General features: G+C 40.3%; 16 protein-coding genes, 1 pseudogene and 1 riboswitch. Of the genes and pseudogenes, 9 read left to right on the top strand and 8 right to left on the bottom strand.

Annotated elements, in window-relative coordinates:
- Positions 1-106: 106 nt before the first annotated feature.
- The 3 genes from ACSJJG_RS07535 to fbaB all read left to right on the top strand — a co-directional run bounded on the left by ACSJJG_RS07535 (position 107) and on the right by fbaB (position 3662).
- Entirely contained in the window at positions 107-451 is a 345-nt protein-coding gene (locus ACSJJG_RS07535; RefSeq protein WP_481088992.1) for a YegP family protein, read from the top strand.
- A gap of 193 nt (positions 452-644) precedes the next feature.
- Positions 645-2009: a prephenate-dependent tRNA uridine(34) hydroxylase TrhP gene (gene trhP / locus ACSJJG_RS07530; RefSeq protein ID WP_481088991.1), complete on the top strand. Its 1365-nt coding sequence runs from the start codon at positions 645-647 to the stop codon at positions 2007-2009.
- Positions 2010-2612: 603 nt separating this feature from the next.
- Complete coding sequence (gene fbaB / locus ACSJJG_RS07525) at positions 2613-3662, top strand: class I fructose-bisphosphate aldolase (protein WP_481088990.1); 1050 nt, start codon at positions 2613-2615, stop codon at positions 3660-3662.
- A 56-nt stretch (positions 3663-3718) separates the two neighbouring features.
- Here the strand turns inward: fbaB and thiD are convergent, their stop codons facing one another.
- From thiD to mgrB, 4 genes are all read right to left on the bottom strand, one after another.
- On the bottom strand, positions 3719-4513 hold the full coding sequence (gene thiD, locus ACSJJG_RS07520; RefSeq protein WP_481088989.1) for a bifunctional hydroxymethylpyrimidine kinase/phosphomethylpyrimidine kinase: 795 nt from the start codon (positions 4511-4513) through the stop codon (positions 3719-3721).
- A 46-nt stretch (positions 4514-4559) separates the two neighbouring features.
- Positions 4560-4652: riboswitch (TPP riboswitch) on the bottom strand.
- Positions 4653-4774: 122 nt separating this feature from the next.
- Positions 4775-4984 (bottom strand): transcription antiterminator/RNA stability regulator CspE, encoded by a 210-nt coding sequence (gene cspE / locus ACSJJG_RS07515; protein ID WP_481088988.1) that lies wholly within the window; start codon positions 4982-4984, stop codon positions 4775-4777.
- A gap of 779 nt (positions 4985-5763) precedes the next feature.
- Positions 5764-7128, bottom strand: coding sequence for an amino acid permease (locus ACSJJG_RS07510; protein ID WP_481088987.1), 1365 nt, complete (start codon positions 7126-7128; stop codon positions 5764-5766).
- A 308-nt stretch (positions 7129-7436) separates the two neighbouring features.
- Complete coding sequence (mgrB, locus tag ACSJJG_RS07505; protein ID WP_099131379.1) at positions 7437-7592, bottom strand: PhoP/PhoQ regulatory lipoprotein MgrB; 156 nt, start codon at positions 7590-7592, stop codon at positions 7437-7439.
- A 185-nt stretch (positions 7593-7777) separates the two neighbouring features.
- Here mgrB and ACSJJG_RS07500 point away from each other — a divergent pair, with 185 nt between their 5' ends.
- The gene (locus ACSJJG_RS07500) at positions 7778-8164 is read left to right on the top strand and encodes a helix-turn-helix domain-containing protein (protein ID WP_099118784.1); all 387 of its coding nucleotides are present in this window, start codon (positions 7778-7780) and stop codon (positions 8162-8164) included.
- 115 nt (positions 8165-8279) lie between these two features.
- On the opposite strand, the gene ACSJJG_RS07495 is transcribed toward ACSJJG_RS07500, so the two are convergent.
- The 3 genes and pseudogenes from ACSJJG_RS07495 to ACSJJG_RS07485 form a co-directional block, all read right to left on the bottom strand.
- Positions 8280-9110: an N-acetylmuramoyl-L-alanine amidase gene (locus ACSJJG_RS07495; RefSeq protein ID WP_481090398.1), complete on the bottom strand. Its 831-nt coding sequence runs from the start codon at positions 9108-9110 to the stop codon at positions 8280-8282.
- A gap of 211 nt (positions 9111-9321) precedes the next feature.
- Complete coding sequence (locus tag ACSJJG_RS07490) at positions 9322-10776, bottom strand: alanine/glycine:cation symporter family protein (RefSeq protein WP_481088986.1); 1455 nt, start codon at positions 10774-10776, stop codon at positions 9322-9324.
- Between the two features lie 1231 nt (positions 10777-12007).
- Positions 12008-12702, bottom strand: a pseudogene (locus tag ACSJJG_RS07485) (IS1 family transposase).
- A 16-nt stretch (positions 12703-12718) separates the two neighbouring features.
- Here ACSJJG_RS07485 and ACSJJG_RS07480 point away from each other — a divergent pair.
- Together ACSJJG_RS07480 and ACSJJG_RS07475 are read left to right on the top strand one after the other, a co-directional pair.
- Complete coding sequence (locus ACSJJG_RS07480) at positions 12719-12883, top strand: hypothetical protein (protein ID WP_481088985.1); 165 nt, start codon at positions 12719-12721, stop codon at positions 12881-12883.
- Between the two features lie 125 nt (positions 12884-13008).
- On the top strand, positions 13009-13416 hold the full coding sequence (locus ACSJJG_RS07475) for an Hcp family type VI secretion system effector (protein WP_481088984.1): 408 nt from the start codon (positions 13009-13011) through the stop codon (positions 13414-13416).
- On the opposite strand, the gene icd is transcribed toward ACSJJG_RS07475, so the two are convergent.
- A complete protein-coding gene (gene icd, locus ACSJJG_RS07470; RefSeq protein ID WP_481088983.1) occupies positions 13417-14670 on the bottom strand; it encodes an NADP-dependent isocitrate dehydrogenase in 1254 nt (417 codons plus the stop codon).
- Between the two features lie 140 nt (positions 14671-14810).
- On the opposite strand from icd, the gene rluE reads away from it, so the two are divergent.
- From rluE to mnmA, 3 genes are all read left to right on the top strand, one after another.
- A complete protein-coding gene (gene rluE / locus ACSJJG_RS07465; protein ID WP_481088982.1) occupies positions 14811-15440 on the top strand; it encodes a 23S rRNA pseudouridine(2457) synthase RluE in 630 nt (209 codons plus the stop codon).
- Complete coding sequence (locus ACSJJG_RS07460; protein ID WP_481088981.1) at positions 15433-15885, top strand: NUDIX hydrolase; 453 nt, start codon at positions 15433-15435, stop codon at positions 15883-15885. The genes rluE and ACSJJG_RS07460 overlap by 8 nt, the downstream gene beginning before the upstream one ends.
- Before the next feature lie 73 nt (positions 15886-15958).
- Positions 15959-17062 (top strand): tRNA 2-thiouridine(34) synthase MnmA, encoded by a 1104-nt coding sequence (gene mnmA, locus ACSJJG_RS07455; protein WP_481088980.1) that lies wholly within the window; start codon positions 15959-15961, stop codon positions 17060-17062.
- Positions 17063-17064: the final 2 nt, after the last annotated feature.

Genomic DNA, 17064 nt, shown 5'->3' with positions numbered 1-17064 from the left:
CTATAAAATAGTGAGACAGAGGATAAATTTTTCTCATCAAATCCCTTGACTGTACAAAATTCAGGCTAAAATTAAGCTGATAATTACCCAATCAGGAGAATTTCTTATGTCTACTGGGCATTATGATCTTAAGAAAGCAAAGAACGGGCAATTTTATTTCAATCTGGTGGCAGCAAACGGTGACATTATTCTGAGCAGTGAAATGTATACCACCAAGGCGGCTGCCAATAAAGGCATTCACTCTGTGCAAGTTAATTCTCCCGATAAAACTCGCCATGAAGTGAAAAAAAACAAATCAGGCAAACCTTATTTTGTCCTGAAAGCCCGAAACCATCAAATTATTGCTATCAGTGAAACTCACACCAATGAAGCAAGCATGAAGAAATCTATGCAGTCTGTCATGAAAATCGGTCCAACAGAAAGCATTCGTGACCTGACCAAACAAAATTAACAGATACAATTAATGACTCGCGCCGTATCTGCGGCGCACTTTCTTTCATTTCCACTTTCTTTCTTTTCCATAATATATTTGTGCTAATGATAAAATAGGCGTTAAAATCCCCCTCCTTTAAACCTTACCCTTAGTAATGATATAAAGACCGGGTAAGGGCTGACTTGAACTCAGATCGAGAACGTTAAAAAATATGTTTACTCCAGAATTACTTTCTCCTGCCGGCTCTTTGAAAAACATGCGGTACGCATTCGCTTATGGCGCAGATGCCATTTATGCCGGACAACCTCGCTATAGTTTGCGTGTCCGTAATAATGCATTTAATCATGAGACATTGGCACAAGGCATTAAGGAGGCGCATGAATTAGGTAAGCGTTTTTATGTCGTTGTCAATATCGCACCACATAACGCAAAGCTGAAAACTTTTATTCGTGACTTAAAACCCGTCGTAGAAATGGGACCTGATGCTTTGATTATGTCTGATCCGGGCTTAATTATGATGGTGCGCGAGACATTTCCTGAAATAGACATTCATCTTTCGGTTCAAGCCAATGCCGTTAACTGGGCTACGGTCAAATTCTGGAAACAAATGGGGCTGACGCGAGTCATCCTTTCCCGTGAACTCTCGCTGGAAGAAATTGCTGAAATCCGGCAGCAAGTGCCTGATATGGAGCTTGAGATTTTTGTGCATGGCGCGCTTTGCATGGCTTATTCCGGCCGTTGCCTGTTATCGGGCTATATCAACAAGCGCGATCCCAATCAGGGCACTTGCACTAATGCCTGTCGCTGGGAATACAATGTGCAGGAAGGCAAGGAAGATAGTGTTGGTAATATTGTCCATATGCACGATCCTATTCCGGTTAAAAACATTGAACCAACGCTCGGCCAAGGTGCACCAACGGATAAAGTCTTCATGATAGAAGAAGCCAAACGTCCTGGCGAATATATGTCAGCGTTTGAAGATGAACATGGTACTTATATCATGAATTCCAAAGACTTACGCGCCATTGAACATGTGGAAAGATTAACCAACATGGGGGTTCACTCACTGAAAATCGAAGGCCGTACCAAATCTTTTTATTATTGTGCCCGCACCGCCCAAGTATATCGCCGTGCCATAGATGATGCTGCGGCTGGAAAACCCTTCGATCCAACATTGATGACCACATTAGAAGGTTTGGCACACCGTGGCTATACTGAAGGTTTCCTGCGCCGTCATACTCATGATGCCTACCAAACTTACGAATACGGCTATTCCGTATCAGACACTCAACAATTCGTTGGTGAATTTACTGGCAATCGTGTCAACGGACTGGCAGAAGTTGCCGTGAAGAATAAATTTCTTGTCGGGGATCATCTGGAACTCATGACGCCATCGGGCAATATTAACTTCACGTTAGAATCCATGACAAATAAAAAAGGCCAGGCTGTGGAAATTGCGCCGGGTGATGGGCATCTCGTTTATCTCCCTATTCCTGAAGAAATTAAGCTGAATTATGCTTTACTTGTGCGAAACTTAAAAGGTGGTAATACCAGAGCACCTCATCCATATGAATGACAAGTGAAATAATTCGAAATAGGATTTTAAAGAAATAGATCTATTTTTTTAGAAATAGATCACATCAATGCTAATTTATTTCTCGTATTATCAGTTCTGAAAAATAAAAAACTAAAAAATTTTTACTGTAAGACTAGGAACCACCTCCTTGGCTAGCTCAATCTCCCTTGGGCTGGCCTTTTCTTTTACACAAACAAATAAAATCAAAATAATTCAAAGAGTTAATAAAAAGGCCCATCTCCAAAAACATTAAATTAGTTAATGTTTACAAATCCTTATTGGATGTTTATTAGCCTTTTATTAGTAACCATGTTTATAATAATCAAAAAAAACACCTTTTGATAAATAATGTTGGAATTTATTCAGTTTAATGAAGGAATTTTTGAGAAAAAATAAACCAAATTATCCAATTTCTGAATAACTTCAATATTTATCACCACAGCAGATAAATATTATTTTACTTTATAGTCATATAACATGGTTAAATTTTAGCAGCATTTGTCTTAACTGAGCGATCCACTGCGGCTTCCCTTTCCACTTGTCTTGTGATCTGCTCAAATATAAACAACAATCAGTAGCGCCTTTTGCAAACTGGAGTTAATCATGACTGATATCGTTAAGTTGTTAGGAAAAGACGCAGAGAGTTTATTGGAACATCAATGTAATACCATTCCACGTGAAAATCTCTATCTTCCAGGTACAGATTTCGTTGATAGAATCATGCTCGAAAATAACCGCCCCAATACTGTTCTTCGCTCCATGCAAACCTTATTGAATCATGGACGCCTGGCAGGTACGGGTTATCTCTCAATTTTGCCAGTAGATCAGGGGGTTGAACATTCCGCCAGTGCTTCTTTCGCTACCAATCCTCTCTATTTTGATCCCAAAAATATCGTTGAACTGGCGATTGAGGCCGGCTGTAATTGTGTTGCTTCAACTTACGGTGTTCTGGCGTCTGTTTCTCGCCGTTATGCACATAAGATCCCATTTCTGGTTAAGCTTAATCACAATGAAACTTTGACCTATCCCGCCCAATATGATCAAACGTTGTATGCCAGTGTCGAACAGGCATTTAACATGGGTGCCGTTGCGGTAGGTGCAACAATCTATTATGGTTCTCCCGAGTCACGCCGCCAAATAGAAGAAATTTCAGCCGCCTTTGAACGCGCTCACGAACTCGGTATGGTCACGGTGTTATGGGCTTATCTGCGTAATTCCGCTTTCAAGAAAGATGGGGTTGATTACCACACCAGCGCCGATTTAACCGGCCAGGCGAATCATCTGGCCGCAACGATCGGCGCCGATATCGTTAAACAAAAAATGGCTGAAACTAATGGTGGTTATACTGCTATTGGGTTCGGGCATACAGATAAACGCGTCTATAGCAATTTGACCTCTGAACATCCGATTGATCTCGTTCGTTATCAAATTGCTAACTGTTATATGGGACGCGCTGGATTAATCAATTCAGGTGGTGCTTCTGGAAACAATGACTTAAGTGATTCTGTCCGCACTGCCGTTATCAATAAACGTGCCGGAGGAATGGGATTGATCCTTGGCCGCAAAGCGTTCAAGAAATCGATGAAAGAGGGCGTTGAGTTAATTCGCTCCGTACAGGATGTTTATCTCGATAAGAAAATTACCATCGCTTAATCCATTAGATTCAGTACGTTCAAAATGGGGATCTCGCATCCCCATTATTCAAAAATTCACCACCATTGATGAAAATGGTGGACTGGTCCAATGCCATGACCAACCTGCAAACTATCCGCCTGCATCAGCGCCTTTTGTAAATATGTTTTGGCAACCGGCAACGTACTTTGCCAATCAGAGTAGGGGCGCAATGCAGCAAGTGCTGCGGATAAAGTACAACCCGTTCCATGAGTATGCCGTGTATTGACTCTGGGAGCGCTAAAACGCCACTCCCCTTCCGAGGTAAAAAGCCAATCCGGGCTTTCCTCATTATTTAAATGTCCGCCTTTCAATAAAACGGCCTGGCATCCCATTGAACGTAATGCACGCCCCTGCCATAACATTTCATCTTCAGTATTGGCAATATCACATCTCAATATAGCTGCTGCTTCCGGTAAATTAGGGGTGATCAAAGAGACGATCGGCAGTAATTGCTCTACCATTACGGAAACAGACTCTGGTGATAACAAAGGATCACCACTTTTCGCTACCATAACAGTATCCAATACAATGTAAGGAATAGGATAACGCTGCAACGACTCTGCTATTACAGCGATATTAGCCGCATTCGACAACATACCAATTTTGGCACTGTCGATCCTGACATCTGAAAGCACGGATTCTAATTGGGCAGCAACAAAGAGGGGAGCAAGTTCATAAACGGATTGTACACCCAGTGTATTTTGCGCAACCAACGCAGTGATAACTGTCGTACCGTAGGCCCCAAGCGCAGAAAAGGTTTTTAAATCGGCTTGAATGCCGGCACCACCGCCAGGATCGGTTCCTGCGATAGTCAGTGAATTAATTCTCATTATGGTGATTCCTACCACCAGCTAAAGAAAAGCGGGTATCGGAATAAGAGATATACCATGACTTCCCTACGCTGGCATTATCCAGATCAGGTAATACGGGTACTTCTCAGTTCAATAAAGAACGCCCCGAGTCAAAAAAAATCACTCCATTAGTACCCCAATAGAGTGATATTTGCAATAGGTTATCGCCAGATAATAAAACTAAACTAACGATAAATAGATTTAACCAGCAATCGAATAGCAGCTAAATTAAATTTATTACTATAAAGTTTTAACGTTTGCAGCAGCAGGACCTTTAGGACCATCCTGAATTTCAAACTCAACTTGTTGGCCTTCAGACAATGTTTTAAATCCATCTTTCGTAATGGCAGAAAAATGTACAAATACATCTTTGCTACCGTCAGATGGAGTAATAAAACCAAAACCTTTAGACTCGTTGAACCACTTCACAGTACCAGTGATTTTTGCCATTTCAAAAATTTCCTTTGAATCACTTTATTAGCCTATTGGCATAAAAATAAACAAACCAGTATTAGTTACTGTTATTTATTAACAGAACTGTACTTCGTTTACCCATGTGTTTTATCACATACTCTTTATATAATCGCAAGCCATTTTTTTCAGGTGCTGGAGACAACGCACATATTTAAAACTCTCAATTTCTATTCCGAATTGAAATTACTCCATAACCTTTAAGTCACGTAACCCTATGAATATAGGTAAAAAGAAAAATTCACCCAAAGCAATATCTTTAATAAGATTAATATATAATATTGTTTTACATATCAGTTATGGTGTAGACCAGAGAGTTATCGTTATACAAAATTCATTTTAGATAGCTGTAAAAATTATGGCTAATTTCACTTATTATTTTTGAACATACAATATAGTCGTTTTACCTGTAACCAGCTTACTTTTTGTTTATCATTTGTTAAATATTATTCAATTATAATATTTGTGGGATAATTTTTTACTATTCATCTATACGATTTATTGATTTCATAAAGTACATTTTGCTGGAGTAGTTAGCGTTTAAAATGAAACTACATTGTCAAAAAAGAGTATAAATATTCTTATTCTGAATTATGGAGAAAATACAGAAATAATATTTTATTAAAAATAGAATTCACCAGATAATGGCGTTTAGTTACATAAAATAACGCTAATGTATTATTTAGCACTGACAATAACAATCAGCCGGGCATAATACCCGGCTGAAAAAACATGGCATGGATTGGCAACTAATCTGCTTATCTCTTGGCTTTCTTTGAGCGAACAATCAAATAACCAATCCATAAGACACCTATCCAAAACGGCATCAAGATGACTGAAATACGAATTGGTGGCATCGTTAGTATAATAACAAGAATGAATGCCAGGAATACTAAACACAGATAGTTTCCAAATGGATACCACAGTGCCTGAAATTTCGTCTTGACACCTTCTTTATCTTTAGCTGAACGGAATTTCAAATGAGCACAACAAATCATAATCCAGTTAATGACCAGAGTTGTTACCACTAATGCCATTAACAACTCAAATGCCTTACCGGGTATAACATAGTTAATCAATACACCAATTGATGTTGCCAGCGCTGATAAACCAATAGACAAGACAGGCACATTGCGTTTGTTAACTTTTGTGAGTGCATAAGGCGCATTACCTTGTTTAGCCAAACCATACAACATCCGGCTATTACAATACACACCACTGTTATAAACAGACAACGCCGCCGTTAGTACCACCACATTCAGCACATTCGCTACCCAGAAGTTATCCAGATCATGGAAAATCAAAACGAATGGGCTGCCGCCTTCTACCACCTTCTCCCACGGGTACAACGACAGCAAAATAGCCAATGAACCGATATAGAACAGCAAGATGCGATAAACAACCTGGTTAGTGGCTTTTGGGATATTTTTCTCAGGATTTTCTGCTTCTGCTGCGGTAATGCCTACCATTTCCAGCCCACCAAATGAAAACATGATCACAGCCAGCGCCATAATCAAGCCAGAAATCCCATTTGGCATAAAGCCGCCCTGCTGCCACAAGTTGGTGATACTTGCCTGTGGGCCACCATTACCGCTAATCAGCAAATAACTTCCAAAGATAATCATCCCGACGATGGCACTGACTTTAATGATAGAGAACCAAAATTCGGTTTCACCATATAACCGAACATTAATTAGATTGACGAGATTAATCAGTACAAAGAATATTGCGGCAGAGATCCATGTTGGAATTTCCGGCCACCAATATTGGATATACATACCAACAGCCGTTAATTCTGCCATTCCAACCAAAATAAACATTGCCCAATAATTCCAGCCTGCCAGAAAACCGGCAAAATTCCCCCAATATTTATAAGCAAAGTGGCTAAATGACCCCGCGACTGGCTCTTCGACAACCATTTCGCCCAGTTGTCGCATAATTAAAAATGCGATAAACCCACCGAGCGCATACCCAAGGAGCACTGAAGGCCCTGCCATTTTAATGGTTTGGGCAACACCTAAAAATAACCCCGTGCCTACTGCACCGCCGAGAGCAATAAGCTGAATATGTCTGTTCTTTAAACCACGCTTAAGCGTAGATTGTTGTTCTTGTTGTTCTGCCATCTAATCCTCTTTTTACGATGCTTAGAACCCGTCTCATTAGAAGTTGTTTTATTTGTTGTTTTGAACCTTTGTACCTGAATAGAGCCAGAAATTCTCCTACTCTTCTCAAATTGAGCAAAATTTGTTGAGTTCAAATTTTCTCAACATAATTCCTTCAACATATTATATGTTATTGAGTTATGTACTAATTTAACGCAATATTGAGTTTGTTAATTCGTATCAAGTGGATATTAAAACACCATTTACAAAGAATGAATACTGCGGATGCATATTAACACACATGCAGACAAAATATGGTTGATTGAATGTCAAAAAGGCAAGTATCGGGTGATGGAACAAACACCTAATTCGAACACATCATTACCTTGCTCACAATGTACATCCAACGCTAACAAATACAAAAACAGACATATCAATATCAAGCACAGAGCTAAAAGGATTTTTTTAGTATTCAATGAGGTCACCTTAGGATTATTTCATTGTAGTTAACTTTATAATAAAATATTATAGGGAGTAATCATATGATAGAGTGATAATAGTGTATTAAAATTTTTTATCTAATCACTGTCCTCCCTATTAATGATGGGTTTTGTCATCTTGAAAAGAAGTTGTGTATACTTCCCCAACCTTCAACCAATTTAAAATTGTAATGGCACAAGATAACCACTTAGCACTTGTATGCGCACTGAGTAAATGGATAGAAAACCATCTTGGCCGTGTCATTCATCTTGAAGAGCTTGCTGCTTATTCTGGCTATTCACTTTGGCACATGCAGAAAATATTCAAGGAAGTTACCGGCATATCTCTTGGGAAGTACATCCGCCAACGACGCTTGGCTGGCGCTGTTTATCTGTTGAAAAATAGTTCGTTGCCTATTTTTGATATTGCCCTGGATTTCGGGTTTGGCTCTCAATCCCATTTTACCTATATGTTCCGTAAAGAGTACGGCATTACGCCTTATGATTTTCGCCAAAGTACAGATATTGAACTTGAAGTTAAGCTTCCACTACATTTAACTTACAACTGCGAATCTTAAAACCTGGTATCGTTAGCGGCCATTCATCATGGCCGCCATGTCTCAACTTACTTATATCCACTACTTTCTCTTTCCAAAAAACACCATTTTGTTTCTATATATTAAGCATAAATCGTTATTGATATTTTTCTACCAATGCCAGAGCTATCGCTTCCGTTTCTGCATCGGGAATGCCATTAATGTCTGACGGGCGAAAATGCATCTGAAATGCTTGAATCGTTTTATAAGTGGCGCTATCCAAAACGCCTGTTTGAGGAATACTATAACCATAAAGGGCCAGTGCTTTCTGAACTGATATTACTGACGCCAGCATACCCGGTGCTCTACCCGCCAAATATTTATTCACTGTTGCATGATCGGGCCAAGCGCCAATCCCCTGTTCATAAAGTTCACGCCACGGAAAAACAGGCCCAGGATCTTCTTTTCTCAGTGGTGCAATATCGCTATGACCCACAACATTCACAGCCTGGATCTTATGCCTGTGCATAATATCTTTTGCCAATCTGATAATTGCGTCAATTTGTGATGGGTGATATGAACACCACTCTTTTTTAATAAACTCTTGTTTAAAGCCGCAATTAACAATTTCTATACCAATAGAATAGCGGTTCAAGCTTTGGTATCCATTCCACTCACTCTTTCCCGCATGCCATGCCCTTTCCTTTTCTGAAACCAGTTGGAAAATAATCGGCTCTTTATCCTGATATCTCGGTTGCGAAGGAATAAGGTAATGAATACTAACGCGGCCTCCCGTTAATTCCCGTAAAGATCTTTTATCATCTAACGCGGTATAGTGAAGGACAAGAAATCTAATTGAGTCAATACCTTGCTTGGTCGAATAAGGATAGGAATAGTCAACAATATAACCATTTCTATCTTTTAGCTTAGGGGAATAAGAACAACCAATCAACAATGTGATAAATATGCATATTATTAATCGTTTTATCATGATCGGTCAGCTATTTTACGGAAAAAGATAACATTATGATGATTATATATTAGATGAAACAAAAAGAGATGTGGTGTTCTTTTACTTATCCGCATGTTTTTAAGAACAAATAAAAGCCAGCTATTCGCGGAACGAACGAATAGCTGGCTAATAAAGTTACTTGATACGAGTCATCTTGTGTTACTGATATCCTATAGACATTTCAGTATCAGCAATTACTCTTCTCACCGTTATGCGGTGCATCATTATCCCAAATACCTTTTTCAACTTGCTGTTGGATCTCTGGGTAGCTATTAATATTGAATGTCGGTAATTTGCCTGATTTTCTCTGCTGGTTATAATCTTTCGCCAGTTTCACCGCGATACCTGACAACATGAATATGGCAATCAAGTTAACAATAGCCATACACGCCATTGATAGGTTAGCCATATTCCAAACCAGAGGTACGTCTGCCAATGTACCAAACATTACCATACCCAACGCAGCCAACCGCAGAATAAATAAGCCAGCAGTGTGGTTACGCTCCAGGAATATCATATTGCTTTCAGCATAAGCGTAATTGGCAATAATCGACGTAAAGGCAAAGAAGAAAATAGCAATCGCAACAAACATCGTTCCCCAATGTCCAACCGCGGATGATAATGCTCGCTGAGTTAATTCAATTCCACTGATCGCAGTAACGTTTTCGTTAAGAACACCAGAAGAGAGGATGATCATCGCCGTCGCACTACAGATAACGATGGTATCCATAAATACCCCCAACATCTGCACATAACCCTGAGAGGCCGGATGGGGTGGATATGGAGAAGCTGATGCTGCCGCATTTGGTGCAGAACCCATCCCCGCTTCATTCGAGAATAATCCGCGTTGAACCCCCTGAAGCATTGCCTGGGAGATGCCGTAGCCTAATGTTCCCGCTATCGCTTCCTGAATGCCAAAGGCACTCTTGATAACCAGTGCAAATACCGCTGGGATACGTTCAATGTTGTGACCAACAACCCAAAGTGCCAGGATAAAATAGGAAATTGCCATAAAGGGTACAACCAATTCCGCGACCCGAGCGATAGAACGCAGCCCGCCGAAAATAATTACACCACTGATAATGACTAATACGATACCGACATAAATTGGTTTGATATTAAAAGCAAAGGCAGCCGCTTCCGCAATTGAGTTTGCCTGAACAGCATTAAATACAAGACCAAACGCGATAATAAGGAAGAATGAAAATAGAATTCCCATCCATCGCTTCTTCAACCCTCTTTCCATGTAGTAAGCCGGGCCACCGCGATAATTTCCTTGATCGTCTTTCGTCTTGTACAACTGGGCAAGCGTGCTTTCCACAAAGGCAGTCGCCATACCAATAAATGCCACTACCCACATCCAAAAAACAGCCCCTGGTCCACCGGCAGTAATTGCAATAGCAACGCCTGCTAAGTTACCGGTTCCTACACGAGCAGCAAGGCTGGTACACAAGGCCTGAAAAGATGAAATGCCAGAATCATCCGACTTATTACTATTTCTCAGAACTGAAAACATGTGGCCAAAGTGGCGAAGTTGTATAAAACCAAAACGCAGTGTGAAGTAAAGACCAACCCCAAGGAGAAGGTATATCAGTACATAGTCCCAAAGAATGTTGTTAATGAAGTTAATCAGATCCGTCAAGATATTTTCCCCTTACTAATTAGCAAACATTAGCTGACCATAGCGCCGTATTCGGCGAAATTTTATTGTGCTTAATTCCTTTTATAATTAACAAGTAACATAATTCTGTATACGAAAAACACAGAGATACAAGCCATTAAAGCGAAAAGAATGTAACACAATATTTATTTCAATGGGTAACTTTTAATGAAATTTTTACATTTACTTTAGCGTTATTGAACATTTGTTTTGATATCCATAAACGCTTCATTTCTTATTTCAAGCCACCTAATTATATTTTTAGCGCAAAAAACGCGCAGTAATTTTCTTCCCATATATAAGCAAGAAACATAAATAAATTAACAATTGGACTTAAAATACGAAACCAGTTGGCAACTAAAATACAACCTATCAAAACCAGCGTCAATCTAATACCTATTCCAATGCCCACAATATATAGAGCATATGTTAATTGAAAGTTATTAATGTCATATCAAACAAAATACATAGAACAAATTTAGATAATCACGCACTGCTATATCACTAATGTAGTAATAACCAAATTCATTAAAAAAATTGAGGTAATTACAAAATTTAATCTTTAAATTTCTAATATTTTCGGAAACATATAGTAATATTTCACTTAAGATGAGATTATTAAATTTTAATACTGTGATAGTTGGAAAAAGTCACCATTGCATATTAAAATTTTCAGTTGTTATTTTTATAATAGGAAACAACAATAACAGGTTAATAAGATGTTAATAATCCACTATCTGGCCATCAGATAATCTGCAAGTGAGGTTATAATTGATGTTAGAGCGAAAAAGAAAGAATCCCGCAGACAATATACTGCCCAAAAGAGTTTATAGAGGAAAATCGAAGTATGAATATCACCCTGCAACAGGGGGGTCAATCTCTATCTGCTGTTTGAACTCACCAATGTCTGTTGTTTGGAAAGAATACAATAAGATTGTGGAAAAAATAGAAAAAGATAGTACATAGAGCCTAATATATGTCGAAGTTAATGAAAAACGGGAGCCATCACTCCCGTTGATACTAACATCATAACCACTATCTGAATAAAATTCAGTCATCACAACAAAAACAGCTGGTGTTATAAAATAGAATTTTATTTTCTGTCATAAAGATCGCATTTTCCCTTAACTATAAAAAATAAACAGATTATGGACTTCTGAACCGCGTAAAAGGCTTCCAATAAATAACTGGGGCGTTCAACCGTTGATTGGTATTAAACATAGTATTCACGTTCAATGAAGGTTCCGATGACTTTATCGTGTATTTCTGATGAATTAGAATAACCCAGCGTCTTGCGATTGCGTCGTTTAATTCGGGTGCGCAAAGTCAAATTCTCCCGCTCAATACGTTGAGTGAACGTCTTTCCGATGAGGTGCTGGCTTTCTGGTAATAGGTTGTAAGCCTTGAAATTATCGGTACACCAGAACACGACCTTGAACGAGGCGAGCTTCTTGAGAAGTTTCCTGAGCGTCTTCTTGTTTCTCGTTCCAAACGTATGCGCAATGATCCGTTTCAACCGAGGCTCCCAGGCATACTATAGCCAGCGTTGGCATCTTTTATTCCCGATAAATGACCACATTTCGTCAACTTCACAAATAAGCTGAACGTTGACATTATCCAGCGGGAGTGTCGTTACGCATCGCGGTTTGAGTTTTTTAAAACGTGGACGACAGCATTAATACTGATAGGCAATGCACGTGCAGTATCACGAATTCCTGCGTTGTTCATGGCAAGATCAACGACTTGTTCTTTTATACCCGCTTGACACGCTCGATAGGCGTATTCCAATTGGAAGGTTCGGTTGCAAGAGAAACAGCGATAGCGTTGGTGACCGGCATCGCCTTTACCATGCTTTTTGACGAATTCCGTTTGCTGACAAAATCGACATTTTACTTCAACTGTTGCCATTTAATCTCTCCAAAAAATGGCGATTATACACAACCATCAACGGGTTGAATACGTGTCTATAAAAGAACTAAATCAAAAAAGTAATCTGCTTGTATCCGTTGATATTGTTAAAAATGGGCGTAATGTTGTCGCTTTACATTTCATATTTAAAGAGGATAATCAAATAAAAATGAGCATTTAACAAAAATCATTAGAAAATAATATAAAACCAAACCGTTTATTTGGATTTATATTTCTTTTTTAAAGAAAACCTGTGTGATATATTATTAATTTAGATTATCTATAAATAACTAGGATGGTAATTTTATGTCATACATGATTTATCTAACATTAAATGGTAAAAAGCAAGGCCTCATATCTGCGGGGTGTTCAACTCTCGATTCAATAGGAAATAGGTATCAGAACGGACACGAAAACCAAATACAGGTACTGAGTTTAAACCACTCAATAACTCGTCAGCAAAACGTTAGTCACAGTCCTATACAATTTATTAAACCCATAGACAAATCATCACCACTATTAGCCATGGCAATAGATTCCAACGAATCGCTAGATGGTAAATTTATTTTTTTCAGAACTGGTCAAGCTGGACAATTGGAATTATTCTATGAAGTAAAAATCACTGAAGCCACTATTTCTGAAGTTTCTTGTGCCTATCCGAATTCTATAAATGATTTCGGGAGCCATAAGCCCCCGTTTCAGTTAAGCAATTAATTACATATGCGAGATAATTGCATCGCCGAACTCGCTACATTTCAGAAGCTTAGCGTCATTCATCAGACGCTCAAAATCGTAAGTCACGGTCTTCGCGGCAATCGCGCCTTCCATTCCCTTAACAATGAGGTCTGCGGCCTCGAACCATCCCATGTGGCGCAGCATCATTTCAGCGGAAAGGATCACCGAACCCGGGTTGACTTTATCCTGACCTGCATACTTAGGTGCCGTTCCGTGTGTTGCTTCGAATAGTGCACAATCGTCACCAATGTTTGCACCTGGAGCAATACCGATGCCACCCACCTGTGCAGCCAAAGCATCAGAAATGTAGTCACCATTCAGGTTCATACAAGCGATAACATCATACTCTGCCGGACGCAGCAGGATCTGTTGCAAGAAAGCATCTGCAATTACATCCTTGATGATGATATCTTTGCCATTTTTAGGATTCTTGATCTTAACCCACGGACCACCATCCAACAATTCTCCGCCGAATTCAGTGCGAGCCAGTTCATAACCCCAGTCTTTGAAAGCACCTTCAGTGAATTTCATGATATTACCTTTATGAACCAGAGTGACTGATTCACGGTCATTATCAATAGCATATTCAATCGCGGCACGTATTAAACGTTTAGTGCCTTCTTCTGAGCAAGGTTTTACACCGATACCACACTGTTGAGGGAAACGGATCTTATTAACACCCATTTCATCTTGCAGGAATTTAATCACTTTGTCCGCTTGCGCTGAACCTGCTTTCCACTCAATACCCGCATAAATATCTTCAGCGTTTTCGCGGAAAATAACCATATCGGTCAATTCAGGCTGCTTAACAGGGCTTGGCGTACCTTGATAGTAACGAACCGGACGCAGGCAGACATACAGATCCAATTGCTGACGCAGTGCTACATTCAGCGAACGGATACCACCACCTACTGGCGTTGTCAGAGGACCTTTGATAGCAACACGGTATTCACGAATCAAATCTAGCGTTTCATCTGGTAACCAAACATCTTTACCATAGACATGCGTGGATTTTTCACCTGTGTAGATTTCCATCCAGGAAATTTTGCGCTCACCGCTATACGCTTTCTGAACCGCGGCATCAACAACTTTTAGCATGACCGGCGTAACATCAACACCAATGCCATCCCCTTCGATATAAGGGATAATAGGGTTATTCGGAACACTTAATTTACTTTTGGCATCAATAGTAATTTTTTTACCTTCCGCCGGAACAACTACTTTGCTTTCCATTAACCTCTCCTTTCAAATAAGCGCAATGCCTTGTTAATTTTTTGTAAGGGACGTGTCAATACTACTTGAATATTCTGCAAACGCCAACGGTCACAGATTTAAGGTATAATACGCACCTCTATTTTTAACGATGGCTTATCATGACAAATATCTCTTTTAAAAAACGCCAACTTAACCGATTCAGCCAGAGAAAAAATAACAGAGCTATAAAAAAAACAATCAGCCCTCGTCGGGTATTGATTTTTAACAAACCTTATGATGTCTTACCTCAATTCACCGATGAAATGGGCAGAGCAACGTTAAAAGATTTTATCCCGTTTCCTGATGTTTATGCCGCTGGTCGTCTGGATCGTGATAGTGAAGGTTTGCTGGTGTTGACCAATGATGGCAAATTGCAAGCTAAATTGACTCAACCCGATAAAAAAACCGCTAAAGTTTATTATGTTCAGGTAGAAGGCATTCCTGATGAAACGGCGCTGAATAAACTTCGTAGCGGCGTTTTATTGAAAGATGGCCCGACCTTGCCCGCTGGCGCTGAATTAGTCGAAGAGCCTGAATGGCTCTGGGAGAGAACGCCTCCTATCCGGGAACGAAAAAGTATTCCGGTAAGTTGGCTTAAAATTACGTTATATGAAGGACGCAATCGGCAAGTACGTAGGATGACCGCTCATGTGGGTTATCCTACACTGCGCCTAATCCGTTTTAGTATGAGTTCAATACAATTAGACTCATTATCCCCTGGAGAATGGAGAGAAATTAATCTTGTTTAGCCCACACGTCACGGTTGCCTGCATTGTTCATGCAGAAAATAAATTTTTGATTGTTGAAGAATTGATCAACGGCAAGCCCCTCTGGAATCAACCAGCAGGCCACCTTGAAGCGGATGAAACATTACTGGCTGCTGCTGAACGGGAACTGTGGGAAGAAACCGGAATTCGTGCACAACCACAAGCATTTTTAAAATTGCACCAATGGGTTGCGCCGGACAGAACCCCATTTATCCGTTTTTTATTCCTGGTTGAAATGGAAAAAGTCATAGATACCAATCCACAAGATAACGATATCCATTGCTGCCATTGGTTAGGTGCAGAAGAAATCCTTAACAGTTCACAGTTACGCTCCCCTCTGGTCGCCGAAAGTCTTCTTTGCTACCTGGAGCACAAAGCTTATCCACTCTCGATACTGGATTATTATGGTTCACCTTTCGCCAAATGAAGACGCTTGGTGCACCTTGGTTGCCAACGTGCTAAAGTATTGCGTTTGTTTTTTTCCGCAGTGAGATATATCCATGACAGATAACAGCCAGAAAAAAGTCATTGTCGGCATGTCCGGCGGTGTTGATTCATCCGTTTCCGCCTACCTTCTGCAACAGCAGGGCTACCAGGTAGCTGGCCTGTTCATGAAAAACTGGGAAGAAGACGATAGTGAAGAGTATTGCTCGGCGGCTACCGATCTTGCTGATGCCCAGGCCGTTTGTGACAAACTGGGTATAGAACTGCATACCATTAATTTTGCAGCCGAGTATTGGGATAATGTATTCGAACATTTTCTTGCTGAATATAAAGCAGGTAGAACCCCCAATCCTGACATTCTTTGCAATAAAGAAATCAAATTCAAAGCATTTCTGGAGTTTGCCGCAGAGGATTTAGGGGCTGACTATATTGCAACCGGGCATTATGTCCGTCGTCGGGATGTGAACGGCATGAGCCAATTGCTCCGTGGCCTGGATGATAATAAAGATCAAAGCTATTTCTTATATACCTTAAGCCACCAGCAAGTTGCCAAGAGCCTGTTTCCGGTAGGGGAATTGGAAAAACCCGAAGTACGCCGCATTGCCGAAGAAATTGGCCTGGTTACCGCAAAGAAAAAAGATTCGACGGGCATCTGTTTTATTGGTGAGCGTAAGTTCCGTGATTTCCTTGGGCGCTATTTACCCGCCCAGCCTGGCCCGATAATGACAGTTGATGGACAGACCATCGGCCAACATACTGGCTTGATGTACCATACACTCGGCCAGCGCAAAGGACTGGGGATTGGGGGTACGAAAAACGGTAGTGAAGAACCCTGGTATGTCGTCGATAAAGATGTCGAAAATAACATACTGATTGTTGCCCAAGGCCATGAGCATCCTCGTTTGATGTCGGTCGGTTTGATTGCCCAGCAACTGCATTGGGTGGATCGCCAACCACTGCAAGCAGAAATACGCTGTGTAGTCAAAACACGCTACCGTCAGCATGATATTCCCTGCACTGTCGTCCCTCTGGGCGAAGATAACATTGAGGTTCGTTTTGATAGCCCTGTTGCCGCTATCACCCCGGGTCAATCAGCTGTGTTTTATCAAGGTGAAGTTTGTCTCGGTGGTGGTGTGATCGAACAACGTATACAGGAGTAGTT

The sequence above is a fragment of the Xenorhabdus sp. SGI 60 genome (genome assembly GCF_056632175.1).
This window is presented reverse-complemented; position numbering and strand designations above follow the sequence as displayed.